Source organism: Streptomyces sp. NPDC005195 (assembly GCF_040608315.1).
In the GTDB taxonomy this organism is placed as follows: domain Bacteria; phylum Actinomycetota; class Actinomycetes; order Streptomycetales; family Streptomycetaceae; genus Streptomyces; species Streptomyces kaempferi.
Window position 1 is genome coordinate 416,201 of record NZ_JBEXHZ010000001.1, and the last position, 23,862, is coordinate 440,062.

A 23,862-nucleotide genomic window follows, 5' to 3' on the forward strand; every position below is an offset into this window, starting at 1 on the left:
AGATCTCCGCCCACCCCCAGCCACTAAAGTGGGGCCCATGACCGCGAACCCCGCCCACACCGCCCTCTGGCCCGCCCCCTACGCGAGCGGAGCCGTCGACGCGACGGTCCACGTGCCCGGGTCGAAGTCGGTCACCAACCGCGCTCTCGTCCTCGCCGCGCTCGCCTCGGAGCCGGGCTGGCTGCGCCGCCCGCTGCGCTCCCGCGACACGCTGCTGATGGCGGGCGCCCTGCGCGCGATGGGGGTCGGTGTCGAGGAGACGGTGGCGTCCAGTTCCACGGTCGTGGCGGGCCCCGACGCCTCCGGCGAGGCCTGGCGGATCATCCCCTCGGGCCTGCGCGGACCGGCCACGGTGGACGTCGGCAACGCCGGCACCGTGATGCGCTTCCTGCCCCCGGTGGCCGCGCTCGCCGACGGCCCCATCCGCTTCGACGGCGACCCGCGGTCCTACGAACGTCCGCTGAACGGTGTGCTCGACGCGCTGCGCCTGCTCGGCGCCCGCATCGACGACGAGGGCCGCGGCGCGCTGCCGCTGACGGTGCACGGCGGGGGCGCCCTGGACGGCGGCCCGGTGGAGATCGACGCGTCCTCCTCGTCGCAGTTCGTCTCGGCCCTGCTGCTCTCGGGCCCCCGTTTCAACCAGGGTGTCGAGGTCCGTCACATCGGCTCGACGCTCCCCTCCATGCCGCACATCCGGATGACGGTCGACATGCTGCGCGCGGTCGGCGCCCAGGTGGACACCCCGGAGTCGGGCGGCGAGCCCAACGTCTGGCGCGTCACCCCGGGCGCGCTGCTCGGCCGGGACCTGATCATCGAGCCGGACCTGTCGAACGCGCAGCCGTTCCTCGCGGCGGCCCTGGTGACGGGCGGCACGGTCGTCGTACCCGACTGGCCGACGCGCACCACCCAGCCCGGTGACCGGCTGCGGGAGATCTTCACCGAAATGGGCGGTTCCTGCGAACTGACCGACAGAGGACTGGAGTTCACCGGTTCGGGTGCGATCCACGGGGTCGATGTGGACCTGGGCGAGGTCGGCGAGCTGACCCCGGGCATCGCGGCCGTCGCCGCGCTCGCGGACTCCCCCTCCACCCTGCGCGGCGTGTCCCACCTGCGGCTGCACGAGACGGACCGGCTGGCCGCGCTCACCAAGGAGATCAACGAACTCGGCGGTGACGTCACCGAGACCGCCGACGGACTGCACATCCGCCCGCGCCGACTGCACGGCGGCGTCTTCCACACGTACGACGACCACCGCATGGCCACCGCCGGAGCGATCATCGGGCTCGCGGTGAAGGGTGTGCAGATCGAGAACGTGGCGACCACGGCGAAGACGCTGCCGGACTTCCCCGACCTGTGGGCCGGAATGCTCGGGAACCCCGGAACGCTCGGGAACTGACGGGCGGACCTGGATCATGCGCCGTTACGGCAAGAACACCGACGAGGACGACATCCGCCAGCGGCCGAACCGCAAGGGCAACCGGCCTCGTACGAACATCCGCCCCAAGCACGAGGACGCGGCGGAGGGCATGGTCCTCACCGTCGACCGGGGCCGCCTGACCTGCCTCGTCGAGGACCGTCAGGTCATGGCGATGAAGGCCCGCGAACTGGGCCGCAAGGCCGCGATCGTCGGCGACCGCGTCGCCCTCGTCGGCGACCTGTCCGGCGCGAAGGACACCCTCGCCCGCATCGTCCGGATCGAGCCGCGGAGCTCCGTGCTGCGCCGGACGGCCGACGACGACGATCCGTACGAGCGCGTGGTGGTCGCCAACGCCGACCAACTCGCCATCGTCACCGCCCTCGCCGACCCCGAGCCGCGCCCGCGGCTGATCGACCGCTGCCTGGTCGCGGCGTACGACGGCGGCCTGGAGCCGCTGCTGGTGCTGACCAAGTCCGACCTCGCTCCGCCCGACGAACTCCTCGAGATGTACGGGGCGTTGGGCGTGCCCTACGTCGTGACGAGCCGCGAGGAGCTGGAGAGCGGCACGGCGGTGGAGCGGGTGCGCAAGCAACTCGACGGCAAGATCACGGCGTTCGTCGGGCACTCCGGCGTCGGCAAGACGACCCTCGTCAACGCGCTGGTCTCGCTGGAGCGGCGGCGCAGCACCGGTCATGTCAACGCGGTGACGGGACGCGGCCGGCACACCACGACCTCGGCGCGCGCGATTCCGCTGCCGGGCAGCGAGGGCTGGGTCATCGACACCCCCGGGATCCGCTCCTTCGGCCTGCACCACGTGGACCCGTCCCGGGTCATCCACGCCTTCCCGGACCTCGAACCCGGCACCGAGGGCTGTCCGCGCGCGTGCAGTCACGACGAACCGGACTGTGCCCTGGACCAGTGGGTGGCCGACGGTCACGCGGACCCGGCCCGGCTCTACTCGCTGCGCCGGCTGCTGGCGACGCGCGAACGCACGGAAGGCGACTGATCCCGGTACGCCCATGAGTGTCCCCCCGTACGGGACGATCGAGGTTCCCTTCGTGACCTCCGCGTTGTTTGCGTCCGCGGCAGCCCGGTAAATGCATAATCGCACCCAGCGCCCTCGGGGACCGCTGGCCTGATCCGAGCCAGACGGAGCAGTCGACGTGCGGACGCGGGAGGACAAGACATGGCGTGGCTGCTGGTCGTTGTGGCAGGAGTGCTCGAAACCGGTTTCGCCGTCTGTCTGAAGCTCTCGCACGGCTTCACCAGACTCTGGCCGACGGTCGCCTTCTGCGTGTTCGCCCTGGGCAGCTTCGGCCTGCTGACCCTCTCCCTGAAGAAGCTCGACGTAGGCCCGGCGTACGCGGTGTGGACGGGCATCGGCGCGGCGGGCACGGCGATCTACGGAATGATCTTCCTCAGCGACCTGGTGTCGACCCTGAAGATCGTCTCGATCAGCTTCGTCATCATCGGCGTCATCGGCCTCCAGCTCTCGGGCTCGTCCCACTGATTCCACCGCCCCAGGAGGCCGTTCGCCGACCTCCGGGGCCACGCCTTGCCCGGAACCCACGCCGGACCCGGATGCCGCGCGGCACCGACCCCGGATGCCGGCCGCCCCCGGATGCCGGCCGCCCCGGTTTCCGCCCGGCGTCCCCGACGGCGCCCCGTGGTGGCGTGTCATCGCCACTGCCGGGGCAGCGCGCCGCGCACCAGGTCCGTCACCCCGCCCTCCCCCGGCGGAGCCGCCACGCACGACAGCGCCAACCGTGTCACCAGTTCGCAGGACCCGGCCAGCTCGACGGCGTCGGCCCGGGTCGTGCCGGGACCGGCGAGCGCCGCGACGGCCCGGTCCCTCACGAGAGCCACGAAGTCGGCCGGCGACGGCAGCGGCCCGTCCGCCCGCCGCTGGGCGGGCACCGCGGACGAGGACGGCACCGCCGAGAGCGTCGGCGAGGGCAGCCGCTCGCTCCAGCAGCCGGTGAGCATGGCCCGTACCAGCGCGTTGCCGCGCGCCGCCGTCATGGTCCACTCGGCGGTCGCGACCAGCCGTTCGCGCGCGTCCGCGTGCGCGGCCAGCGCGCGTTCGACACCGGCGAGATAGCCGTCGGCCTCCCGCCGCACGAGCGCTCGTGCGAGCCCTTCCTTGCTGCCGAACTCGTTGTAGAGCGTCTGCCGGGACACTCCGGCCACGGCCGCGACGTCGACCATCCGCACCGTGGACCACGGCCGACGGGCGAGCGCCGTGTGAGCGGCGTCCAGAAGGGATTCCCGCGCTGCAGGCATCATTCGCCTCCCTGGGGCGAGCGGGCGGCACTGCAGCTCAGATTTGACGCGTGCACAGCCACTGTCAAGGGTTCGCGGCGGCGCCGAGGGGCGTACGCGAGCCGTCGCGCGCCGCGATGATCACCCGGCCGCACGGCGGCGTTCGGCCACCCGGTCCCCGACGGCCGCCCGCGATCATCCGGACGGCGACCGTCCGCACGACGGTCACCGGGCACCGCGGCGGCCCCCGCCCGGCCCCTTCGTTCGTCGGTCCTGTTCCCTGGTCCTGTTCCCCGGGATTGTTCACCGGGTTTGTTCCCTGGGCCGTCTGGCTGTGGCCCGAGGGACCCATATACGGTGCAGTCATGCCCGACTACCGCGATGACCTGCGCCTGGCCCATGTCCTGGCGGACGCCGCCGACGCCGCGACGATGGACCGGTTCAAGGCGCTCGACCTGAAGGTCGACACCAAGCCGGACATGACGCCGGTGAGCGAGGCGGACAAGGCCGCCGAGGAACTCATCCGCGGTCATCTCAAGCGGGCACGGCCGCGCGACGCGGTCCTCGGCGAGGAGTACGGCATCGAGGGCACGGGCCCGCGCCGCTGGGTGATCGACCCGATCGACGGCACCAAGAACTACGTCCGGGGCGTCCCCGTCTGGGCCACGCTGATCTCCCTGACGGAAGCGGTCGAGGGCGGTTACCAGCCGGTCGTCGGCGTCGTCTCCGCGCCCGCGCTCGGCCGCCGCTGGTGGGCGGCGAAGGGCCACGGCGCGTTCACCGGCCGCAGCCTCTCCTCGGCCTCGCGCCTGCACGTCTCCCAGGTCTCCCGGATGGCCGACGCCTCCTTCGCGTACTCCTCGCTGTCCGGCTGGGAGGACCAGGGCCGCCTGGACGGATTCCTCGACCTGACGAAGGCCGTCTGGCGCACCCGCGGATACGGCGACTTCTGGCCGTACATGATGGTCGCGGAGGGCTCGGTCGACATCTGCGCCGAGCCGGAACTGTCCCTCTGGGACATGGCGGCGAACGCGATCGTGGTGACCGAGGCGGGCGGCTCCTTCACGGGCCTCGACGGCCGCCCGGGCCCGCACAGCGGCAACGCGGCCGCTTCGAACGGCATCCTCCACGACGAGATGCTGGGTTACCTGAACCAGCGCTACTGAGCCGGGACGGCCGGAATCGATCGTGATCCGGCACCGCTGAAGGAGAGTCCTGGGCACCCCGAGGTGACCTGGGGTTTCTGAGTGACCCCCGGGCGCCCCCGATCCTGCGGCACGCGCCCCCTTGTTGACCGTCCCTTTAACTGCGACTCTGAGAGTCCCCCCACTTGTGAACTTGTGAATCCGCTCGCAAGGTCGACGGATTCGTAGGAGGTGGCTCCTTCCATGCTCGTCCGCGACGCCATGAGCACAGTGGTCCTCACCATCGGCCCGGCACACACCCTCCGCCAGGCGGCCCGTCTGATGTCCGCCCGCCGCGTCGGCGCGGCCGTCGTCCTCGACGAGGACGCCGGCGGCGTCGGCATCCTCACCGAGCGTGACATCCTCAACTCGCTCGCCCTCGGCCAGGACCCCGACGCCGAGACCGCCGACACCCACACCACCACCGAGGTCGTCTTCGCCGCCCCGGTCTGGACCCTGGAGGAGGCCGCGGCGGCGATGTCGCACGGCGGCTTCCGCCATCTGATCGTGCTCGACGGCAGCGGCCCCGTCGGCATCGTCTCGGTGCGCGACATCATCCGCTGCTGGGCACCGGCCCGGCAGCGCGTGCCGGCCTGAGCGGGTCCCGCGCCCACACCGGCGGGCCGGCCCCCCCCCGGCGCGGGGAGGTCCGGCCCGCCGTCGACGACAAGCGATCCAGTGCTGGTGATCAGCCGCGCAGTGCTTGGACCGCGGCCTCCAGCCGCTTGCCGAAGTCTCCGTCGGCCTGGCGGAAGTTGGCGATCGCGCGCTCGGCGATCGCGTCACGGGACACCTTGGCGATGAAGCCCGCCAGGTTCTCGATCAGCCGGCCCCGCTCGTCCTCGGACATCAGCCGGTAGAGGTCACCGGCCTGGACGAAGTCCGTGTCCTCGGAATGGACCGGGGCCTCATGGCTGCCGGTGCCCGCGGTGAAGCCCGCGGTCGGCTGCCACAGCGGGCGGTCCGTCTGGAACGGGCCGCCGAAGCTGTTCGGCTCGTAGTTCCTGGCGCCCCCGTGCCGGCCGTCGTACAGGGAGCCGTCACGGGAGTGGGTACGCGCCTCGGTGGCGCGCGGGCGGTTCACCGGCAGGTGGTCGGCGTTGACGCCGACGCGGTAGCGGTGCGCGTCACCGTAGGCGAAGAGGCGTCCCTGGAGCATCTTGTCGGGCGAGGGACCGATGCCCGGCACGAAGTGCGCGGGCGAGAAGATCGACTGCTCCACCTCGGCGAAGACGTTCTCCGGGTTGCGGTTGAGCTCCAGCCTGCCGATCTCGATCGGCGGGTAGTCCTCGTGCGGCCACACCTTGGTGAGGTCGAACGGGTTGAAGCGGTAGTGCGCCGCCTCGTCCGCCGGCATGACCTGGATCTGCACGGTCCAGGACGGGAAGTCGCCGCGCTCGATGGCCTCGCGCAGGTCGCGCTGGTGGGAGTCGGGGTCGACGCCGGAGAGACGGACGGCCTCCTCGGTGGTCAGGTTCCTGATGCCCTGGTCGGTCTTGAAGTGGTACTTGACCCAGAAGACCTCGCCGGCCTCGTTGTTCCACTGGTACGTGTGCGAGCCGTACCCGTTGAGATGACGGTAGGAGGCCGGGATGCCGCGGTCACCGAAGAGCCAGGTCACCTGGTGGGTGGATTCGGGGGACAGCCCCCAGAAGTCCCACACGTTGTCGGCCTCCTGCGAACCGGTGTACGGGTCGCGCTTCTGCGTGTGGATGAAGTCGGGGAACTTGATGGCGTCCTTGATGAAGAACACCGGGGTGTTGTTGCCGACGAGGTCGTAGTTGCCCTCCTCGGTGTAGAACTTCAGCGCGAAGCCGCGGGGGTCACGGACCGCGTCCGCGGAGCCGAGGTTTCCGGCCACCGTCGAGAAGCGCAGAAACGTCTCGGTCTGCTTGCCGACCTCGGAGAGGAACCTCGCGCGTGTCCACCGCGACACGTCACGGGTGAGCGTGAAGGTGCCGTACGCGGCGGCGCCACGGGCGTGCACGACACGCTCCGGGATGCGCTCGCGGTTGAAGTGGGCGAGCTTCTCGAGCAGCAGCTGGTCCTGGACGAGCACGGGGCCGCCGATGCCCGCGGTCTCGCTGTTCTGGTTGTCGGCAACCGGCGCGCCGGCCTCCGTCGTAAGCGGTCCCTGCGTCACGTGCGCCTCCTGCGTCATTCCTGCCCGGACCTGTTCCCCGGCCACCAACGAGCTCGATCCTACAATGGACAATGTCTAAGTCAAACTGACTTCCAAAGTCACACTCGTTCGGGATCTGGTGCTCCTGCTGTTAGGCTGCTCCGCATGAGTGACCTGTTGGAACGCCTGCGCGGACACGGCTGGCGCATGACCGCGCAGCGCCGTGTCGTGGCCGAGGTGCTCGACGGAGATCACGTCCACCTGACGGCCGACGAGGTGCACACGCGCGCCGTCGCCAAGCTGCCGGAGATCTCCCGGGCGACCGTCTACAACACGCTGGGTGAGCTGGTCTCGCTGGGCGAGGTGCTGGAAGTCGCCACGGGCAAGCGCGCGAAGCGCTACGACCCGAACGCGCACCGTCCGCACCACCACCTGGTCTGCGCCCGCTGTGGTGCGATCCGCGACGTCCACCCGGGCGGCAACCCGCTGGCGGACCTCCCGGACTCCGAGCGCTTCGGCTTCGCGGTCTCGGACGTCGAGGTGACGTACCGCGGCGTGTGCCCGGACTGCGCGGCGGCCTGACCCCCCGCACGCCACGCTCCACGGAAGCCCCGGCCCCTGGAATCCGCCGGGGCTTTCCCCTTGCCGCGCCACCCACCGGAGCGCACGCGAGCAGGAAACACCCAGGGCGGAAAACACCTAGGGCCCGGATCAGAAGATCCGGGCCCTAGGTCTTGAGTAGCGGGGACAGGATTTGAACCTGCGACCTCTGGGTTATGAGCCCAGCGAGCTACCGAGCTGCTCCACCCCGCGTCGTTGAACTGAACATTACGTCACCTGGGTGGACCAGCGCAAATCGCTTTCCCCCAGGCCGCGACCGGTGCCTCCACCGGCCCCCGACACCCTTCAGCTCAGCACCGGCCCGCACCATCCAGCACGGGCTGGACTCCGCAGCAGACCCCGGCACCTCCCAGCACGAGACCAGTCTCCCCGGCGGACCCCGGCGCCCCTCGGCCCAGGCCCTGCCCATCAGCCCGTCCGGCGTTTGAGGACGAGGCCGTCCAGGCCGAACGGGGGTCTGGGGGCAGAGCCCCCAGGTACTGACGGGAGCCTTCCGAGCGGTACCCCTCGCGCGGCCAGAACCCTGGCTAGGGGCAGAGCCCCGGACAGTGCCCCCTATTACCGGCCAGGAACCCAGAGACGGAGCCCCCTGTCACCGCCGGGACGGCAACCGCTCAGGCCGACAACTCCTCCCGCAACGCGTCCCGCAACCGGGCCGCCCGCTCCGACACCTCCGCCGGCCCCAGCGAAACCGCCCGGTCCGCCCACCGCTGCCCCTCGGCCAGCTCCCCCCGCCGCGCGTACACGAGGGCGAGCCGCAACGCCGCCCGCCCGTGCCCCGCGTCCGCCGCCCGGGCCCACCACAGCGCGGCCTCCGGCTCGCTCCCCTCCCGGGCGAGCAGCAGCCCGAGATTGAACGCCCCGTTCCGCGACCCCGCCTCCGCGGCCTCGCGGTACCACCGCGCCGCGTCGACCACGTCCCCGCGCGCCGCCGCCAGCATCCCCACCCGCACCTGCGCCCGCCGGTGGCCCTGGGACGCCGCCCGCTCGTACCACTCCTCGCACTCGCTCTTCTCATGCGTGGGCTCCCCCAGCTCGTGCGCGGGCGCGGGTGGCCGCCGCGCGTCGAGCACCGAGGCCAGCCGGTACGCGGCCTCCGCGCTGCCCCCGCCCGCCGCCCGCCGCAGATGCCGCTCGGCGGCCCCCTCGTCCCCGTCCCGCAGACGTGCGATGCCGATCTGGAGCGCGGCCTCCGTGTGCCCGTCGGCGGCGGCACGCTCGTACCACCGCAGCGCCGCGGCGTCGTCGGCCGCGGTGCCCCGTCCGGCGTGCAGGATCCCGAGATTGAACGCGGCGTCGACGCTGCCCGCCTCCGCCGCCTTGGAGAACCACGGCTCGGCGCCGGCCGCGTCCCCGACCTGGAGGAGCAGGACGGCCAGGGCGTTCGCCGCCTCCCGGTGTCCGGCGTACGCGGCCTGCCGGTACCACTGCTCGGCCTGCGCGGTCCGCCCCTGCTCGGCGCAGAGCAGCGCGAGGTTGTAGGCGCCGTTTGTGTCGCCCGCGTCCATCGCGGCCCGGTACCACCGCTCGGCTGTCTGGGTCTCGCCCCGCTCGGCGTGCAGCGCGCCGAGCGCGTTCGCGGCGTTGCCGTCGCCCTCCTGCGCGGCGCGCAGCCACCACACGGCGGCGCTCTCGGTGTCGCCGGCGTCCCGCAGCAGGAATCCGAGCGCGCAGGCGGCCCGCGCCTCGCCGTCCTTGGCGGACGTCAGGTACCAGCGGCCGGCCTCCCTGAGCTCACCGCGCTTCTCCAGGATGGCCCCGAGGTGCAGCGCGGCTCGCCGGTGCCCCCGCGCGGCGGCCTGCCGGTACCACTGCTCGGCTTCTTCGCCCGCGGCCCCGATGACGCCCATCACGCCGATGACACCGTTGTCGGAGCCCCTCTCGCCCGCGTCGACGGCCTTGCGGTCGAGCGTGCGTGCGAGGCGGTACGCGGCCTCACGGTGCCCGCGCTCGGCGGCCGCCCGCATCCACTGCTCGCCGCCGACGTCGCCACGGTGCTCCAGCAGGTCGGCGAGCGCGTACGCCCCGAGGGCGTGGCCCTGCTCGGCGGACTGGCGCAGCCAGTACTCGGCGGCGGGCTCGTCGCCCCGCTCGCGGTGGTAGCGGCCGAGGGCGTGCGCGGCGGCGGCGGAACCCGCGACGGCGGCGATCCGCCACCATCCCGCGGCGTCGTCGGTGTATCCGCGCTGGTGCAGAAGGACACCCAGGTTGTTGGCGGCGGCACGGTCACCCGCGGCGGTGGCGGCGCGCAACTGGGGCTCGGCCGCGTCAAGATCGCCGCGGCGCAGCAGCATCGCTCCGAGGACACTCATCGCCTCGACGTCGCCGGATTCGGCGGCGAGCCGCTGACGTGCCTCTTCTGCCGCCTCGCCGGTTTCGTCCCGGTCCGAAGGCTGCACAAAACGCCCTGTCTCCAACAGAGTTGCCTTGTCCCCCATAACGTCCATCGTCGCACCACCTGCAACCTGGCCACACCTGGTATACCGCAGTCAGTGAGGGTCACTTCAGCGTTTTGTCGACATGCCCACAGAGAGACAAGTGAAACACAAAATCCCCAACTCCCCACGGATGGCGCAGTCTTCGCGCGTGTCGCCGAGCGACGCCGGTACGCACCCCGCGTACCGGCGGTAGCCGGCCCGCACGCCGCACCCGTACGGGCGCGGCGTGCGGAACCGCACATGGCGAAGGCCCGGATCCTAAAGGATCCGGGCCTTCGCCTTTCAGTAGCGGGGACAGGATTTGAACCTGCGACCTCTGGGTTATGAGCCCAGCGAGCTACCGAGCTGCTCCACCCCGCGCCGTTGTGTTGCAACCGTACCACGGCGCGGAGGGGACTCCGTTCAGCTGCTTCCGGAGCTCCCGTCGCTACTGGGAGTGCCGCTGGGGCCATCGCTCGGGCTGCCGCTCGGGCTGCCGTTCTTGTCGCTGCCCTTGTCGCCGCTCTTGCTGCCGCCGCTGGGCTTGCCGGCCGCGGTCTGAGCCTCCTCAGCCCTCTTCAGAGCGTCCTGAAGATCCTTCTGCGCCTGGCCGTACGCCGTCCAGTCGCCCTTCTTGAGGGCTTCCTGGCCCTGGGTGAAGGCCTTCTGGGCGTCCTCGAGCGCCTGCTGGACCGTGGGGTTGCTCGATGTCGGTGGCTTCGTGGTGCCCGTGTCACCCGGCGGGGTGGTCGTGACGTCCGCCCCGAACACCTTGTTGAGGGCTTGGTCGAGCGTGTCCTCGAAGGCGGTGTTGCCTCCGTAGGTCACCAGCACCTTGCGCAGCAGTGGGTACTTGAGTCCACCGCCCCGTACGTAGACGGGCTCCACGTAGAGCAGTCCTCCGTCGAGTGGAATCGTCAGCAGGTTTCCGTACTCGACCTCCGAGGCGCCGCCGCTGAGAAGCCTGATGGACTCGGCGATGGTCTGTTCGGAGTTGAACTGGCTCTGGACCTGTTTGGGTCCGTCGACGGGTTCGCTCGTCGGCAGTTTCAGGATTCTGATCTTGCCGTAGTCGCCGGTGCCCGCTTCGGCGTTGACCGACATGAAGGCGCTCAGGTTGTCCCGGCCGTTCGGCGTGAACGTCGTCGTCAGCGAGAAGGCCTGCGCCTGCTGGTCGGGCATCTTCATGCTCAGGTAGTACGGCGGCACCGCGTTGCCCGACTTGTTGCTCGGGTCGTCGGGGACCTGCCACACCTCGCTGCCGCTGAGGAACGTCTGCGCGTCCTTCACGTGGTAGCGGGTGAGCAGTTCGCGCTGCACCTTGAACAGGTCCTGCGGATACCGGAGATGGGCCATCAGCGAGGGCGAGATGTCCTTCTTCGACTTCACCGTGTGCGGGAACGCCTTCATCCAGGTCTTGAGAACCGGGTCCTTGGTGTCCCACTGGTAGAGCTTGACGTCACCGGTGTACGCGTCGACGGTCGCCTTCACCGAGTTGCGGATGTAGTTGACCTGGTTCTGCTGGGCCACCACCGCGCGCTGGTTGTTGGTCGCCGTGAGCGAGTCGGCCGTCGTGTCGCCGAGGGTGGTGCGGGAGGCGTACGGATAGCCGTTGGTCGTGGTGTACGCGTCGACGATCCACTGGATCCTGCCGTCGACCACGGCCGGGTAGGCGTCGCCGTCGATGGTCAGCCAGGGCGCCACCGCCTCGACACGGTCCTTGGGGGTGCGGTTGTAGAGGATCCGGGAACCCTCGCCGATCGCCCCCGAGTAGAGGATCTGCGGCTCACCGAACGCCACCGCGTAGGCGGCCCGGTTGACCGGGCTGGAGAGGCTGACGCCGCTGCCGCCCTTGTAGCTGGTCGTCTTCTCCCCGCTGTCGTCGGAGTAGTCGATCTCCTTCTGGGGACCGCCGACGATGGAGTACTGGGTGGTCTTCTCGCCGTAGTAGACGCGCTGCTCGTACGTCCCGAGGTCGCCCTTGGACGGCAGGTCGGACTCGGTGAAGACGGGCCGGCCGCCGGCGGTCGCCGTGGTGCCCTTGGCGGCGACCACGCCGTAGCCGTGCGTGTAGCGGAAGTGGTCGTTGATCCAGTTGTTCTTCGGGATGCCGTTGAGGTTCAGCTCACGCAGACCGATGACCGTGTCCTGGTCCTTGCCGTCCTTGGTGTACCGGTCGACGTCCAGGTTGGTCGGGAACGCGTAGTAGTTCCTCATCTGCTGCAACTGCTGGAACGTCGGCGAGACGATGTTCGGGTCCATGATCCGGATGCTCGCCGTGGTGTCGGCGTCGTCGCGCAGCCTGGTCTTGTCCTTGGTGTCGCTCGTGCCCGCGTACTCCGAGACCTTGGTGCCGTCGATGCCGTAGGCCTCGCGCGTCGCCTTCAGGTTCTTCTCGACGTACGGTGCTTCCTTGGCCTGCTCGTTCGGCTGGACCTGGAACTTCTGCACGATCGCCGGGTACAGGCCGCCGATGAGGATCGCGGAGAGCACCATCAGGCCGAAGCCGATCACGGGCAGCTGCCAGGTGCGCCGCCACAGGGTGGCGAAGAACAGCAGGGCGCAGATGACGGCGATGCAGAAGAGGATCGTCTTGGCGGGCAGGTAGGCGTTGGCGTCGACGTACCTGAGGCCGGTCCAGTTCCCCGTCGCCTTGAAGTCGCTGGACTTCACGGCGAGTCCGTACCGGTCGAGCCAGTAGGCGACCGCCTTCAGCGCGACGAAGACACCGAGGAGCACCGAGAGGTGGCCGGTGGCCGCCGCTGTGGCGCGCGCTCCCGGGCTGGTGATCCGCAGCCCTCCGTAGAGGTAGTGCGTGAGCGCGGCGGCGATCAGCGACAGCACTGCGGCGGCGAAGCCGAAGCCCAGGAGGAAGCGGTACCAGGGCAGGTCGAAGGCGTAGAAGGAGACGTCGAGGTGGAACTGGGGGTCCTTCTGGTCGAAGGGGACTCCGTTCACCCACATCAGCCAGGTGCGCCACTGGCCGGACGCGGACGCGCCCGCGATCAGCCCCACCAGGGCGGTGACGCCGAGCAGCAGCCACCTCTTGTAGGGCGCGATGCCCATGCGGTAGCGGTCGAGGCTCTGCTGCTCCATCGACATGGCGCTCAGTGGCGGGCGCAGCCGGTGCGCCAGCCAGATGTTCACCCCCACCGCGGCCGCCATGAGCAGGCCGAAGACGAAGAAGAGTCCGATCTTTGTCCACAGGGTCGTCGTGAAGACGGACGAGTAGTGGACCGACCGGTACCAGAGCCAGTCCGTCCAGAACCCCGCGAACATGACGAAGGCCATGGCCAGCACGGCCAGCACGCCCAGTGTCATGAGCAGGGTCCGGACACGCCGGGAGGGGCGGCCCACTCTCATCCGTGGCCCCGTCGGGCCTCCGCCGCGGTCCGGCATCTGGAAAGCCAAGGTGCGCACCTCGAAGTCGCTGTTGATCCGTCAGGCCCCCGTGAACGCGGACCATCCATCAGACTCCGTGATCGTGGAGCCTCACCTATGCAACTTACTCACGCTTTACTCGGTTCCCGCTTCCGGGTACTAACGAGGCAGGATTGTGACCATGTCCAACACTCCCATGGCAGCGACCCCGCTCACCCGGGCCGTACTCGAGATCGACGAGTACGCCTCAAGCCTCGGCTGGGACCAGCCCGCTCGCCTCTTCGCCCTCGTAGACACCGCACGACTGCGCACCCAGGAACCCGGCCTCGCGGCCCAGCTCGGTCTGCAGGACAAGCCCGACAGCACCGCTCTCACCCCCGTCGAGCAGGACGAGATCCCTGCCGGCAAGCCGCTGGACGAGTTCCTCGGCACCATCGCCTGGCCCGACGCCGTGGTCGGCTGCGCGCTGACCGTGGAGCGGCTGATGCTGCCGCCGTCCGCGGAGGCCTCCGTTCCGGAGGGGCTGAGCGAGAAGAGGCTCGCGAAGTGGGTCGCCGAGCACCCGGACCGTCAGGAGGTCCGCATGACGGTCGGCGTCCTGCGCGACGGGACGCGCGACTCGGCGCTGCGGCTGCGCGAGAAGGACGCGCCGACGGAGGTGCTGACGGGGTCGGGTCTGGTGCCGGGGCTCGCCGAGGCGTTGTCGGCGACGTTCGCGGAGTAGCCCTCGGGCCGCGTGACGGTGCGGAGTGCCCGGCCTACTTGGCCGTGCACTTCGGCAGGTCGGCCGTCTTGCCGGACCTGATGTCCTTGAGGGCGCTCATCGCGTCGTCGATGGTGTTGACCTTGACGAGCGTGAGCCCCTCGGGGGTGTCCTTGGCGGCGGCCGCGCAGTTGTCCTTGGGCGTCAGGAAGTACTGGGCGCCCTTCTCGCGCGCGCCGACCGTCTTCATCTCGATGCCGCCGATCGGGCCGACGGTGCCGCCGTCGTCGATGGTGCCGGTTCCCGCCACGAACTTGCCGCCGGTGAGGTTGTCCGGGGTCAGCTTGTCCACGATGCCGAGCGCGAACATCAGGCCGGCGCTCGGTCCGCCGACGTCGGCGAGCTTGATGTCGATGTCGAACGGGAAGGTGTGGTCCGTTCCGGCCGAGATGCCGACGATGGCGCGGGCGGCGCCGCGGTCGGCGGACTTCGCCGTGGTGATCGTGACGTCCTGGGTCTCGGTCACCGTCCTGTTCGCCTTCTCCGCGGCGGCCTGCTCCTTCAAGGGCACGACCGTGAAGACGACCTTCTCGCCGGGCTTGTGGCGGGTGACCAGCTTCGCGACGTCGTCGGGCGCCTTGACCGCCGTACCGTCGACCTTCTTGATCACGTCCCCGGCGTGCAGGCGTCCCTCGGCCGGCGAGCCCTTGACGACCGTGGAGACGATCACCCAGGACTTCACCGGGATGTTCAGCTCCTTCAGGGCCGCTACCTTGGCGCTCTCCTGGGACTGGCTGAACTCCTCGGCGTTCTCCTGGGTCGACTGCTCCTCGGTCTTGCCGTCGGGGTACAGCGTGTCGTGCGGGACGATCTTGTTGTCGTGCGCCAGCCAGCCGTAGACGGCCTCGACGAGGTTCATCCGGTAGTCGGCGCTGGTCACCCGGACGGTGGTCATGTTCAGGTGCCCGGTGGCCGGGTACGTCTTGCGCCCGGAGATCTGCAGCACCGGCTCGCCGTCGTGATCGCCCAGCGTGTTCACCGTCGGTCCGGGTGACATCTCCGAATACGGCACGGTGATGAACACTCCCGCGCACAGGAGCGCGATCAGGATCAGAGTGGAGGCGAGCATCGTCGCGGTGCGGCGTGGCATGTGTCGACAGTACGGGACGGTGCTGTCAGCGCACCGTCGGGGCCGCCCGTACGGGGGCCCTCGGCCGCGTACGGGCCGCCGTGCCCTCAGACCGCGTCGGAGGGTGACTTCTCCAGCGTGTCCGACCGTGTCGTGACGGCCTCGGACCGCTCCATGGCCGCGCGGAAGCGGGCGTAGCCCTCGAGCTCGACGCCGTCTCCGGCCGTCTTGCGATTCCGGCCGGCCCAGCTTCCCCACAGTCCGGCACCGATCGCGGCCATCAACGGAATCAGCAACCAGGCGAGCGACGCCATGCCGACCTCCCAACCCCAACGAGCAACCGCAACTGACTGATCAGCAGATTAACCATTCGCAGTGCTAACGCTCACGCCAGGGGGTCGGTTACGCAACCCGAGCACGCGCGGAGGACCGGTGTGCTCCCTCCGTGGGCGCGTCGGGGCTCCCGTCGGGGCTTCTTCCCTGCTCCGGGCCGCTTTCCTCAGCAGGCGCCGACCCACTCCTCCGTACCGTCGGAGAACTTCTGGTGCTTCCAGATGGGCACCTCGTGCTTGAGGTCGTCGATCAGCCTGCGGCACGCCGCGAAGGCCTCGCCGCGGTGCGGGCACGACACGGCGACGACGACCGCGAGATCCCCGACGGCCAGGTCTCCGACGCGGTGGACGGCGGCCAGCGCCCGTACCGGGTACTCGGCGGCCACCTTCTCGGCGACCCTGCGGATCTCCGCCTCGGCGCCGGGGTGGCTCGAGTACCCCAGTCCGGCGACGTCGGCACCGCCGTCGTGGTCGCGCACGGTCCCCACGAACAACGCGGTCCCTCCGGCGGCGTCGTCACCGACGGCCCGGAAGACCTCGTCCAGGGACAGCGGTTCGTCCCGGACGGCCACCAGCCGAATGGGATCCTGCGCGGCCCGCTCTCCGGGGTGTTCAAAGGAAGCTGCCATGTGCCCATCGTGCCGCACCCCCACGGCACCGAGGAATACACGTTTCCCCCGGCTCCGTCGCGAGCCCCTTTGGAGCGTCCTACAGGGCGGGGCCGGGCTTGGGGTCTCCTGGGGGGCGGCGCGGGCGGCCGGGGCCCGGGCGGCGAATCCCGTCGCGCGTGTCCGGGGGCGCGGCCCGAGAGGACTGTCCGCCGTCCTGCCGTCCTGCCGTTCCCGCCGTCCAGCCGTCCTGTTCAGATCCTGCGCCGGGCCTTCCGCGCCCGGCGCACGATCGCCGCCGTACCGAGCAGTGCCACCGTCGCTCCCGCGGCTCCCGCGGCCGTCGCGTCCTTGCGGCCCAGCCGCCGCCCGGCCACCGTGTGCCGGCCCGCGACCTCCTCCAGCAGCTCGGCGAGGACCTCCTCGTTGGTCCATCGCGGCCGCCACCCGGCGTCGTGCAGCCGGCTGCCGCTCACCACCCAGGGGTACATCGTGTAGGCCAGGTCCCCGGCAGGTGACGGGGTGAGTCCGATCCGGTGCAGCCGTGCAGCCGCTCCGAGGGCGACGGCGGACGGCAGCTCCATCCGCCGGATCCCGCTCAGCTCCTCGACCTCTTCCTGCTCCAGCCATCCGTCGCACCCGACGGCCAGCTCCCCGTCGACCTTCTCCAGAACGGCGTGTTCCAGAGCACTGCACAGGTCCTCGACGTGGCAGAACTGCCAGGCGGGCCGGGACCCGGCCACCACCAGGAGCCGGGGCGACTCGAAGTACCTGGTCAGCGCGGTGTCGCTGCCACCACCGACCAGTACCCCGGGGCGCACGACGGTGACATTGAGCCCGGGGTGCGCGCGGGGCGCCCGTCGCGCGAGCCGCTCGATCTCCAGGAGATCGCCGACCCCGGTGGCCTCGGCGGTCGCCCGCAGCTCGGCGTCCTCGGAGAGCGGCAGCTCGTTGTCCGGCAGCGCCCCGTAGACCATCGCGGAGGTGCACAGCACCACCCGGTGCACGCCGGCCGCCGCGGCGGCCGTGAGCACGGTCTGCGTCCCCCGGACGTTGTAGGCCGTACGGGCGGCCGCGTCCGTCTCCAGGTCGAGGTCCAGTGCGAGATGCACCACGACGTCCGCCCCGCGCAGCTTCTCCGCGATCGCCGGGTCCCGCACGTCGAGGATGTACCACTGGGCGGCCGCGCACTCGCCCCGGCGCTCGTCCATGGCGATGACCTGCTTGATCTCCTCACTGGCGGCGAGCCGCTCGGTGAGCATCGCGCCCACGCCGGACGCGGCTCCGGTGACCGCGACGACGGGCCCGCGCGGGAGCGGGCTGGTTGAGTGGTTTCGCGCTGCGCGAACCTGTGGATCTGGGGAACTCACCGGGCGTCTCCAGCGGTTGTCTTCAGTAACGGCCGCGCGTGACGCGTCCGTACCAGGTGACATCCATCCTGCCGCAGGCCAAGAGTCGGCGAAGCACCGAGGCCCGATCGGGTTGTGGTGTCTAGGCTGGGTGGTGTTGTCGGGCAGCCGCCGTCGGAACGAACCGGCGGCCCTAACCAGCCGAGGAACCCCGTGAGTGACACCCCATTCGGATTCGGCCTTCCGCCGGAGGAGCCGGAGAACGGCGACGAGGGCAAGAAGAAGGACCAGGAGAGCGGTGGTGGTCAGGGACCGTTCGGTTTCGGGCTGCCCGGAGCCGGCGGTTTCGGCGCCGACAATCCGCTCGCAGCGATGTTCGGATCCATGAACCCCAACGACCTGGGCGCCGCGTTCCAGCAGCTGGGCCAGATGCTCTCGTACGAGGGCGGCCCGGTGAACTGGGACATGGCCAAGCAGATCGCCCGCCAGACGGTCTCCCAGGGCACCTCCGACGGCACCAAGGACGAGAGCGTCGGCCCCGCCGAGCGCACCGCGGTCCAGGAGGCCGTCCGTCTGGCCGATCTGTGGCTTGACGACGCGACCTCTCTGCCGTCCGGCGCCGGCTCCGCCGTGGCCTGGAGCCGCGCGGAGTGGGTCGAGGCGACGCTGCCCGTGTGGAAGGAGCTCGTGGACCCGGTCGCCGAACGGGTCGGCGCGGCCATGGGGGACGTCCTGCCGGAGGAGATGCAGGCCATGGCGGGCCCGCTCATCGGCATGATGCGCTCCATGGGCGGAGCGATGTTCGGCACGCAGATCGGGCAGGCCGTCGGCGTGCTCGCGGGCGAGGTCGTCGGTTCCACCGACATCGGCCTGCCGCTCGGCCCGGCCGGCAAGGCCGCGCTGCTGCCGCTGAACATCGCGTCGTTCGGCAAGGACCTCGGCATCGCCCAGGACGAGGTGCGGCTCTATCTCGCTCTGCGTGAGGCCGCCCACCAGCGGCTCTTCGCGCACGTGCCGTGGCTGCGCTCGCACCTCTTCGGTGCCGTCGAGGGCTACGCGCGCGGGATCAAGGTCGACACGGCCAAGCTGGAGGACGTGGTCGGCCAGCTCGACCCGCAGAACCCGGAGCAGTTGCAGGACGCCCTCCAGCAGGGCATGTTCCAGCCGGAGGACACGCCGGAGCAGAAGGCCGCGCTGGCCCGTCTGGAGACGGCGCTCGCACTCGTCGAGGGCTGGGTGGACGCGGTCGTGCACGCGGCCGCGAAGCCGCGCCTGACGTCCGCGGACGCGCTGCGTGAGACGCTGCGCCGCCGCCGGGCGACGGGCGGCCCCGCGGAGCAGACCTTCGCCACGCTCATCGGCCTGGAGCTGCGCCCGCGCCGGCTGCGGGACGCCTCGCGCCTGTGGGCCTCGCTCACCGACGCGCGTGGTGTCGACGGCCGGGACGGTCTGTGGGCCCACCCGGACATGCTGCCGACGGCGTCCGACCTGGACGACCCGGACGGCTTCGTGCACCGCGAGCAGCTGGACTTCTCCGAGCTCGACAAGATGCTCGGCGAGGCGGCGAGCGGTTCCGCCGACCGGCCGAACCTGACGAAGGACGACAGCGACGACAGCGACGCCGGCAAGGGCCGCACGGACGACGAGGACGGCAAGGGCGGCACGGACCCAGGCCAGAGCGACGGCAAGAGCGACGACAAGGGCGACGGCGCCGAGTGACCCTCCACGACGACGCGGTCCTCGTACTGAAGGGTTACGAGGGCCAGGAAGACCTGCGGCAGAGGTATCTGGATCACCTGTCGGCGCACCCCGAGGGCATGTGGAGGTCCTGCTCGGCGGGGCATGTCACGGCGAGTGGGCTGGTCGTGGACGCCGAGGCCGGCCAGGTGCTGCTGACGCTGCACCGCAAGCTGCGGATGTGGCTGCAGATGGGCGGTCACTGCGAGCCGGGTGACCCGACGCTGGCGTCGGCCGCGCTGCGCGAGGCGGCCGAGGAGTCGGGCATCGAGGGTCTGACGCTGCTGCCGGGCGGCCCCGTGCGCCTGGACCGGCACGCCATCCCGGCGCCGTGCAACTGGCATCTGGACGTCCAGTACGCCGTGCTCGCCCCGGCCGGATCCGTGGCGGCGATCAGCGACGAGTCCCTCGACCTGCGCTGGTTCCACTACGACGAGGTCGCGGAGGTGGCGGACGGGTCGGTCGTGCGCCTGCTGGAGGCGACCCGCGCGAGGCTCTCCGGCTGAGTACCGAGGCCCTCCGCCCGAGACGCGCGTAAGGGGCGACCGCCCTGGCGGTCGCCCCTTACCGTTGCTTCTGGCCTGCCCGTCGCTCAGCTCCAGGCGTTGCCCTGGTTCTGCGCGTGGGCACCCTGCTGTCCCATGCCGTACTGGGCGCGCAGTCCCTGGCCGATCACCGCGTTCTGCGGCGGCAGCAGCTCGCTGGGCTGGACGAGCGCGTACCCCTGGCCCATGAAGCTGAGTTCCCAGCCCTCACCGGTGTTGCCACGCCTCCGCCACACCCCGGAGGAGTGCGTCTGCGCCTGCATCTGCACCCGCAGGCCGGTGGACCACGCGACGATCGCGTCGGCATCGCAGTTGACGTACTTGTCGGGCGTGACCTGCATCATCAGCGGCGCCCCCGAGGTCATCAGGGCGACCTTGCCGCGGCCGGTGATGTTGAGCTGGTACTTGCCCGATCCGGAGATGCCGTACTGGCTGTCCACAGCGATGACCTCGTGGTGCAGCGCGGAGTCCATGGCCAGCACATAGCTGCTGTCGACGGTCAGACCGTCCTGGTCCACGTCGACCACGTGCACGTGCTGCGCGAGGTTCGCGAGGTAGACCGTCCCCTGCCCGTGGCAGCGCATCAGGTCCAGGCCCTCACCGGTGTACGCACGCGCGCGGTGCTGGCTGCTGTTCTGGTACTCGGCGTCGAACTCGACGAGCCCCTGATAGGCGACCATCGTGCCCTTGCGGGCCAGGATGTCGTCGTGGCCCTCCATGACCACCCGCAGCATCTGCGAGTTCTGCAGGCTGTAGCGCTCCTGGGTCTGCTGTTCGTTGTAGCCGAAAAGCGGGCTCTGCATGATGTCCTGCTCCCCCTCAGCCCCGGATCCGGAGGCGGTCGGTGCTGTCCTCGCTGGGCTGGACGACGACGATGCCCTGCCCGGAGAACGCCATCTGGTACGCCTCGCCGCTGCCGCGGCCGATCAGCGACTGTGCCTTGAAACTGCGCTTGCCCTTCACCTTGAGGTTCGGGGACCAGGCGACCAGCGCGTCCGGATCGACATACGTCTCGTCCTCGCCGCCACCGCAGTCGACCACGATCGGCTCCCCCCGGGAGGTCAGCGCGACCCAGCCCTGGCCGGAGATCTTGGTGTTCCACAGGCCCTGTCCGGCGAACTTGGCGAGCCCCTTGACGCGCTCGACGCCCCACGTGAGGTGGGCGTCGAAGGCGAGCAGGTTGGTGGCGTTCACGGAGATCGCGTCCCCGTTGAGGTTGATGACGACGACGTTCGCCCCGTAGTCCGCGAGATAGAGCAGACCGTCACCGTGGCACCTCATGAGGGGTGCGCCCTCCCCGGTCATCCAGTCCCGGGCGATCTGCCGTACCGCGGGCGGGTTGGGCTCGTACTGGACGAAGCCCTCGTAGGCGACCATCGAGCCCACGCGCGCGAAGAGGTCGCTTCCGGTCTGCATGGCGACCTTCAGCATGTGACTGCCGTGGTTCTCCATGCGGGCCGTGACGGGTGCCGGGGCGTAGCCCGTGAGTGGCTGATTCATGACGGGCTCCCTCAGACCTCGTACGGCTGGACGACGATGAAATTGCCGGGCGCGCCGCGGAACTGGAGGTTCACGCTCTCCCCGGTGTCGCCCGGGTAGGCGTTGCGCCGCATCCGCACCTGGCTGGAGACGACCACCTGGGAGGCCGCCGACCAGGCGACGACGGCGTTGCAGTCGGCGAACGTCGTCGGTGTCACGGGCAGCACGACGGGCGCGCCGTGCGTCTTGACCACGACCGTGCCGGTCCCCTGGAACTGCATGGTGAACAGCGCGCCCCCGGGGATGCCGTGACCCTCGATCCTGCGCACCTCGTACTGGAGCGTCTCGTCGAAGGCGAGGACGTTCTCGGAGGACACACAGATCGCGTCACCCTGGAGTTCGATGGGGTGCACATGGGTGGCGTTCTCGGCGAGGAACACCTGACCACGGCCCGAGCAGCGCATCAGCTGCATCTCCTGGCCGGTCGCGTTGCCCACGATCCGTCCGGCGAAGCCGGCGCCCTTGTAGCTGAAGTCGACCTTGCCCTGGTAGAGCACCATGCTGCCCTGGCGGGCCAGCACAGGCTGGTCCCCGATACCGAGGTCGACCCGGATGAGCTTCTTGTTCTGCTGCGTCCACCGCTGCCCGGTGGGCGTCTCCTTGAACGCCCCCAGCGCGGCGAGCACACCGGCCCCGCCCTGCGGAGCGCCCTGCGGAACACCGTACGGGGAGGGCGCGCCCGGCTGCCCCGGGTACTGCCCCGGGACCTGGCCGTACGACGGCTGCTGCCCGTAACCGGGAGGTGCCGGCGGGGCCTGCGGGCCATAACCGGGAGGCGCGGACGGAGCCTGCTGACCGTAGCCAGGAGGCAGGGAGGCGCCCTGCCCGGGAGGCTGCTGACCATAGCCCGGCGGCGGGCCGGGCGGGCCGGGCGGCTGCACGTACGGGGCGGGCCCCGGCGGCGGCACGGTGCCGCCCGGCGGGCTGTGCAGCGGCGCGATGATGGTCGGCGCGGCGTGCACCGAGGGCACGGACGGGGCGGGCGGCGGTGCGAACCCCTGCGCCGCGGGAGCCGGAGCCGGTGCGGCCGGGGCTCCGAACGCGGGCATCGCGGTCACCTGGGTGGGAGGCGAGAACGAGGGCGCCCCACCGCCCTGCGGCTGCTGCGCGGCGGGCTCCTCGTCGGCGACCTCGCCGCCGAAGTTCTTCAGCAGCGCGTCGAGGCCGCCGTCGAAACCCTGTCCCACGGCGGCGAACCGCCAGACGTCCTTCAGGTAGAAGTCGCCCAGCATCACGGCACGCTCGGTGGAGAACTCCGCTCCGCTGAACGAGTAGCGGGCCACCTCCTCGCCGCCCGCGACGACACGGAGATACCCGGGGGCGATCTGGGACATCTGTCCGGCGCCGTCGACCGTCGCCGTGAACGACAGCTTCTGGATCTGCGCCGGGATCCGGTCGAGGGTGACGCGGAAGGACTCCGTGTCACCCGACTGGGCGCCAAGGAGCTGGACGGATTCCTCGGGGGTCTTCGGCTGGTTGAAGAAGACGAAGTACCGGTCGTCCGACAGCCGTTCGTCGGCGTCCAGACCGAAGCAACTGATGTCGAAGGTCAGTCCGGGGCCGGTGATCTGCACACCCACGTACAGATCGGTGCCCGCGGTGAGGTCACTGATTCTGGCCTTGTGGCCGCGTTGGAATTCCCTGGCCATGCGTAACGACCGTCCCCCATCCCGAATGCGATTGCGTCGCGTCAGGCTAACGGGAAACCCCGGAAGTGGACGCGGCCGGTACAGACCCGGTACACAATCACCCCCCGCCCGGGACGGACCGCGCCCGGCCGCCCGCTATTCGTCGCGGCCGACGGGCGGGTGGGGCAGCCGGGCGGCCGCGACGACCCCCTCGAGGTAGCCGCGCGCCCGCTCCGTCCGCGGATACGCCTCCAGCAGCCGCCAGAAGCGCGGACCGTGTCCGGGCACCAGAAGATGCGCGAGTTCGTGGACGAGTACGTAGTCGACGACGTACTCGGGCATGCCCTGCAAGCGGTGCGAAAGGCGGATACTGCCCTCCGCCGGGGTGCACGAACCCCATCGCGTGTTCTGATTGGTCACCCAGCGGACCGAGGTGGGCCGGGCCCGCCCGTCGAAGTACTGGTCCGACAGACGCGCGGCGCGTTCGGTCAGCTCGGCGTCACCGAGCACCCGTTTGCTCTCCTGGGCGGCCAGCTTGTCGAGCATGACGGTCACCCAGCGCTGTTCCTCCGCCTCGGACATCCGGGCGGGGATGAGCACGACAGTGCGATCGCCCTCGCGGTACGCGGAGACCGTCCTGCGCCGTCGCGCACTCCTGCGAACCTCGATCGCACTCGCCGCTGAGCCGCTCGGCGGCAGGCTCGTCGTGCTGCGCTGTGGTTTTCCGGCGCGGTGCAGTGGGTCGGCGGGCACGCCCCGACGTTACCCGCTGCACGTGGGGGAAGTCCCGTCCGCAGGACGGTTCGGTGTCGATCCGCACCCTGCGCGCTCGATTTGTCCTACCAACACCACAGCCTGTGGACAACTTTCCGCACCCTCCCCCCGCCC

Annotated in this window: 21 protein-coding genes and 2 tRNA genes; 9 read left to right on the plus strand and 14 right to left on the minus strand. The window is 70.7% G+C overall.

Annotation, left to right across the window (positions count from 1 at the left end; translation table 11 throughout):
• The first annotated feature begins 37 nt into the window (after positions 1-37).
• The 3 genes from aroA to ABZV34_RS01850 all read left to right on the plus strand — a co-directional run bounded on the left by aroA (position 38) and on the right by ABZV34_RS01850 (position 2,927).
• A complete protein-coding gene (aroA, locus tag ABZV34_RS01840; RefSeq protein ID WP_356270441.1) occupies positions 38-1,396 on the plus strand; it encodes a 3-phosphoshikimate 1-carboxyvinyltransferase in 1,359 nt (452 codons plus the stop codon).
• 16 nt (positions 1,397-1,412) lie between these two features.
• Positions 1,413-2,423: a ribosome small subunit-dependent GTPase A gene (rsgA, locus tag ABZV34_RS01845; protein WP_356270442.1), complete on the plus strand. Its 1,011-nt coding sequence runs from the start codon at positions 1,413-1,415 to the stop codon at positions 2,421-2,423.
• Positions 2,424-2,603: 180 nt separating this feature from the next.
• Positions 2,604-2,927, plus strand: coding sequence for a multidrug efflux SMR transporter (locus tag ABZV34_RS01850; protein ID WP_356270444.1), 324 nt, complete (start codon positions 2,604-2,606; stop codon positions 2,925-2,927).
• 167 nt (positions 2,928-3,094) lie between these two features.
• Here the strand turns inward: ABZV34_RS01850 and ABZV34_RS01855 are convergent, their stop codons facing one another.
• Positions 3,095-3,703: a TetR/AcrR family transcriptional regulator gene (locus ABZV34_RS01855; protein WP_356270446.1), complete on the minus strand. Its 609-nt coding sequence runs from the start codon at positions 3,701-3,703 to the stop codon at positions 3,095-3,097.
• Between the two features lie 341 nt (positions 3,704-4,044).
• On the opposite strand from ABZV34_RS01855, the gene hisN reads away from it, so the two are divergent.
• Both hisN and ABZV34_RS01865 read left to right on the plus strand, forming a co-directional pair.
• Positions 4,045-4,845, plus strand: coding sequence for a histidinol-phosphatase (hisN, locus tag ABZV34_RS01860; protein ID WP_356270448.1), 801 nt, complete (start codon positions 4,045-4,047; stop codon positions 4,843-4,845).
• A 222-nt stretch (positions 4,846-5,067) separates the two neighbouring features.
• Entirely contained in the window at positions 5,068-5,460 is a 393-nt protein-coding gene (locus tag ABZV34_RS01865) for a CBS domain-containing protein (RefSeq protein ID WP_266701263.1), read from the plus strand.
• A gap of 91 nt (positions 5,461-5,551) precedes the next feature.
• On the opposite strand, the gene ABZV34_RS01870 is transcribed toward ABZV34_RS01865, so the two are convergent.
• Positions 5,552-7,024: a catalase gene (locus ABZV34_RS01870; protein WP_356270450.1), complete on the minus strand. Its 1,473-nt coding sequence runs from the start codon at positions 7,022-7,024 to the stop codon at positions 5,552-5,554.
• Positions 7,025-7,150: 126 nt separating this feature from the next.
• Between ABZV34_RS01870 and ABZV34_RS01875 the strand changes: the two genes are divergently transcribed.
• The gene (locus ABZV34_RS01875; RefSeq protein WP_356270452.1) at positions 7,151-7,567 is read left to right on the plus strand and encodes a Fur family transcriptional regulator; all 417 of its coding nucleotides are present in this window, start codon (positions 7,151-7,153) and stop codon (positions 7,565-7,567) included.
• 157 nt (positions 7,568-7,724) lie between these two features.
• Here the strand turns inward: ABZV34_RS01875 and ABZV34_RS01880 are convergent.
• From ABZV34_RS01880 to ABZV34_RS01895, 4 genes are all read right to left on the minus strand, one after another.
• Positions 7,725-7,798: transfer RNA gene (locus ABZV34_RS01880), tRNA-Met, on the minus strand.
• Positions 7,799-8,220: 422 nt separating this feature from the next.
• Positions 8,221-10,053 (minus strand): sel1 repeat family protein, encoded by a 1,833-nt coding sequence (locus tag ABZV34_RS01885; RefSeq protein WP_356270454.1) that lies wholly within the window; start codon positions 10,051-10,053, stop codon positions 8,221-8,223.
• A gap of 277 nt (positions 10,054-10,330) precedes the next feature.
• Positions 10,331-10,404 (minus strand) — tRNA-Met (locus ABZV34_RS01890).
• Positions 10,405-10,446: 42 nt separating this feature from the next.
• Complete coding sequence (locus tag ABZV34_RS01895) at positions 10,447-13,422, minus strand: UPF0182 family protein (RefSeq protein WP_356270729.1); 2,976 nt, start codon at positions 13,420-13,422, stop codon at positions 10,447-10,449.
• Between the two features lie 163 nt (positions 13,423-13,585).
• Here ABZV34_RS01895 and ABZV34_RS01900 point away from each other — a divergent pair, with 163 nt between their 5' ends.
• Entirely contained in the window at positions 13,586-14,128 is a 543-nt protein-coding gene (locus ABZV34_RS01900; RefSeq protein WP_356270456.1) for a PPA1309 family protein, read from the plus strand.
• A gap of 34 nt (positions 14,129-14,162) precedes the next feature.
• On the opposite strand, the gene ABZV34_RS01905 is transcribed toward ABZV34_RS01900, so the two are convergent.
• The 4 genes from ABZV34_RS01905 to ABZV34_RS01920 form a co-directional block, all read right to left on the minus strand.
• Positions 14,163-15,257: a PDZ domain-containing protein gene (locus ABZV34_RS01905; protein WP_356270457.1), complete on the minus strand. Its 1,095-nt coding sequence runs from the start codon at positions 15,255-15,257 to the stop codon at positions 14,163-14,165.
• An 86-nt stretch (positions 15,258-15,343) separates the two neighbouring features.
• Positions 15,344-15,550, minus strand: a complete 207-nt coding sequence (locus tag ABZV34_RS01910; protein ID WP_356270739.1) for a hypothetical protein — start codon at positions 15,548-15,550, stop codon at positions 15,344-15,346.
• Positions 15,551-15,735: 185 nt separating this feature from the next.
• Positions 15,736-16,197, minus strand: a complete 462-nt coding sequence (locus tag ABZV34_RS01915; protein WP_356270459.1) for a molybdenum cofactor biosynthesis protein MoaE — start codon at positions 16,195-16,197, stop codon at positions 15,736-15,738.
• 233 nt (positions 16,198-16,430) lie between these two features.
• Positions 16,431-17,546, minus strand: a complete 1,116-nt coding sequence (locus ABZV34_RS01920; RefSeq protein WP_356270461.1) for an SDR family oxidoreductase — start codon at positions 17,544-17,546, stop codon at positions 16,431-16,433.
• A 192-nt stretch (positions 17,547-17,738) separates the two neighbouring features.
• Between ABZV34_RS01920 and ABZV34_RS01925 the strand changes: the two genes are divergently transcribed.
• Together ABZV34_RS01925 and ABZV34_RS01930 are read left to right on the plus strand one after the other, a co-directional pair.
• Positions 17,739-19,244 carry a zinc-dependent metalloprotease gene (locus ABZV34_RS01925; RefSeq protein ID WP_356270463.1) on the plus strand — a complete coding sequence of 502 codons (1,506 nt, stop codon included), beginning with the start codon at positions 17,739-17,741 and terminating at the stop codon, positions 19,242-19,244.
• Positions 19,241-19,768, plus strand: coding sequence for an NUDIX hydrolase (locus tag ABZV34_RS01930; RefSeq protein ID WP_356270465.1), 528 nt, complete (start codon positions 19,241-19,243; stop codon positions 19,766-19,768). The genes ABZV34_RS01925 and ABZV34_RS01930 overlap by 4 nt, the downstream gene beginning before the upstream one ends.
• Before the next feature lie 86 nt (positions 19,769-19,854).
• Here ABZV34_RS01930 and ABZV34_RS01935 read toward each other — a convergent pair whose 3' ends face one another.
• The 4 genes from ABZV34_RS01935 to ABZV34_RS01950 form a co-directional block, all read right to left on the minus strand.
• The gene (locus ABZV34_RS01935; RefSeq protein WP_356270467.1) at positions 19,855-20,610 is read right to left on the minus strand and encodes an AIM24 family protein; all 756 of its coding nucleotides are present in this window, start codon (positions 20,608-20,610) and stop codon (positions 19,855-19,857) included.
• 16 nt (positions 20,611-20,626) lie between these two features.
• Positions 20,627-21,307 (minus strand): AIM24 family protein, encoded by a 681-nt coding sequence (locus ABZV34_RS01940; RefSeq protein WP_356270469.1) that lies wholly within the window; start codon positions 21,305-21,307, stop codon positions 20,627-20,629.
• Positions 21,308-21,318: 11 nt separating this feature from the next.
• Positions 21,319-22,995 (minus strand): TerD family protein, encoded by a 1,677-nt coding sequence (locus ABZV34_RS01945; protein ID WP_356270471.1) that lies wholly within the window; start codon positions 22,993-22,995, stop codon positions 21,319-21,321.
• A 135-nt stretch (positions 22,996-23,130) separates the two neighbouring features.
• Positions 23,131-23,727, minus strand: a complete 597-nt coding sequence (locus ABZV34_RS01950; RefSeq protein WP_356270473.1) for a M48 family metallopeptidase — start codon at positions 23,725-23,727, stop codon at positions 23,131-23,133.
• Between the last annotated feature and the right edge of the window lie 135 nt (positions 23,728-23,862).

Excerpts from the sequence above, each read along its gene's own strand:
- aroA (WP_356270441.1), top strand. The coding sequence starts at position 38 with ATGACCGCGAACCCCGCCCACACCGCCCTCTGGCCCGCCCCCTACGCG.
- rsgA (WP_356270442.1), top strand. The coding sequence starts at position 1,413 with ATGCGCCGTTACGGCAAGAACACCGACGAGGACGACATCCGCCAGCGG.
- ABZV34_RS01850 (WP_356270444.1), top strand. The coding sequence starts at position 2,604 with ATGGCGTGGCTGCTGGTCGTTGTGGCAGGAGTGCTCGAAACCGGTTTC.
- ABZV34_RS01855 (WP_356270446.1), bottom strand. The coding sequence starts at position 3,703 with ATGATGCCTGCAGCGCGGGAATCCCTTCTGGACGCCGCTCACACGGCG.
- hisN (WP_356270448.1), top strand. The coding sequence starts at position 4,045 with ATGCCCGACTACCGCGATGACCTGCGCCTGGCCCATGTCCTGGCGGAC.
- ABZV34_RS01865 (WP_266701263.1), top strand. The coding sequence starts at position 5,068 with ATGCTCGTCCGCGACGCCATGAGCACAGTGGTCCTCACCATCGGCCCG.
- ABZV34_RS01870 (WP_356270450.1), bottom strand. The coding sequence starts at position 7,024 with ATGACGCAGGAGGCGCACGTGACGCAGGGACCGCTTACGACGGAGGCC.
- ABZV34_RS01875 (WP_356270452.1), top strand. The coding sequence starts at position 7,151 with ATGAGTGACCTGTTGGAACGCCTGCGCGGACACGGCTGGCGCATGACC.
- ABZV34_RS01885 (WP_356270454.1), bottom strand. The coding sequence starts at position 10,053 with ATGGACGTTATGGGGGACAAGGCAACTCTGTTGGAGACAGGGCGTTTT.
- ABZV34_RS01895 (WP_356270729.1), bottom strand. The coding sequence starts at position 13,422 with ATGCCGGACCGCGGCGGAGGCCCGACGGGGCCACGGATGAGAGTGGGC.
- ABZV34_RS01900 (WP_356270456.1), top strand. The coding sequence starts at position 13,586 with ATGTCCAACACTCCCATGGCAGCGACCCCGCTCACCCGGGCCGTACTC.
- ABZV34_RS01905 (WP_356270457.1), bottom strand. The coding sequence starts at position 15,257 with ATGCCACGCCGCACCGCGACGATGCTCGCCTCCACTCTGATCCTGATC.
- ABZV34_RS01910 (WP_356270739.1), bottom strand. The coding sequence starts at position 15,550 with ATGGCGTCGCTCGCCTGGTTGCTGATTCCGTTGATGGCCGCGATCGGT.
- ABZV34_RS01915 (WP_356270459.1), bottom strand. The coding sequence starts at position 16,197 with ATGGCAGCTTCCTTTGAACACCCCGGAGAGCGGGCCGCGCAGGATCCC.
- ABZV34_RS01935 (WP_356270467.1), bottom strand. The coding sequence starts at position 20,610 with ATGCAGAGCCCGCTTTTCGGCTACAACGAACAGCAGACCCAGGAGCGC.
- ABZV34_RS01940 (WP_356270469.1), bottom strand. The coding sequence starts at position 21,307 with ATGAATCAGCCACTCACGGGCTACGCCCCGGCACCCGTCACGGCCCGC.
- ABZV34_RS01945 (WP_356270471.1), bottom strand. The coding sequence starts at position 22,995 with ATGGCCAGGGAATTCCAACGCGGCCACAAGGCCAGAATCAGTGACCTC.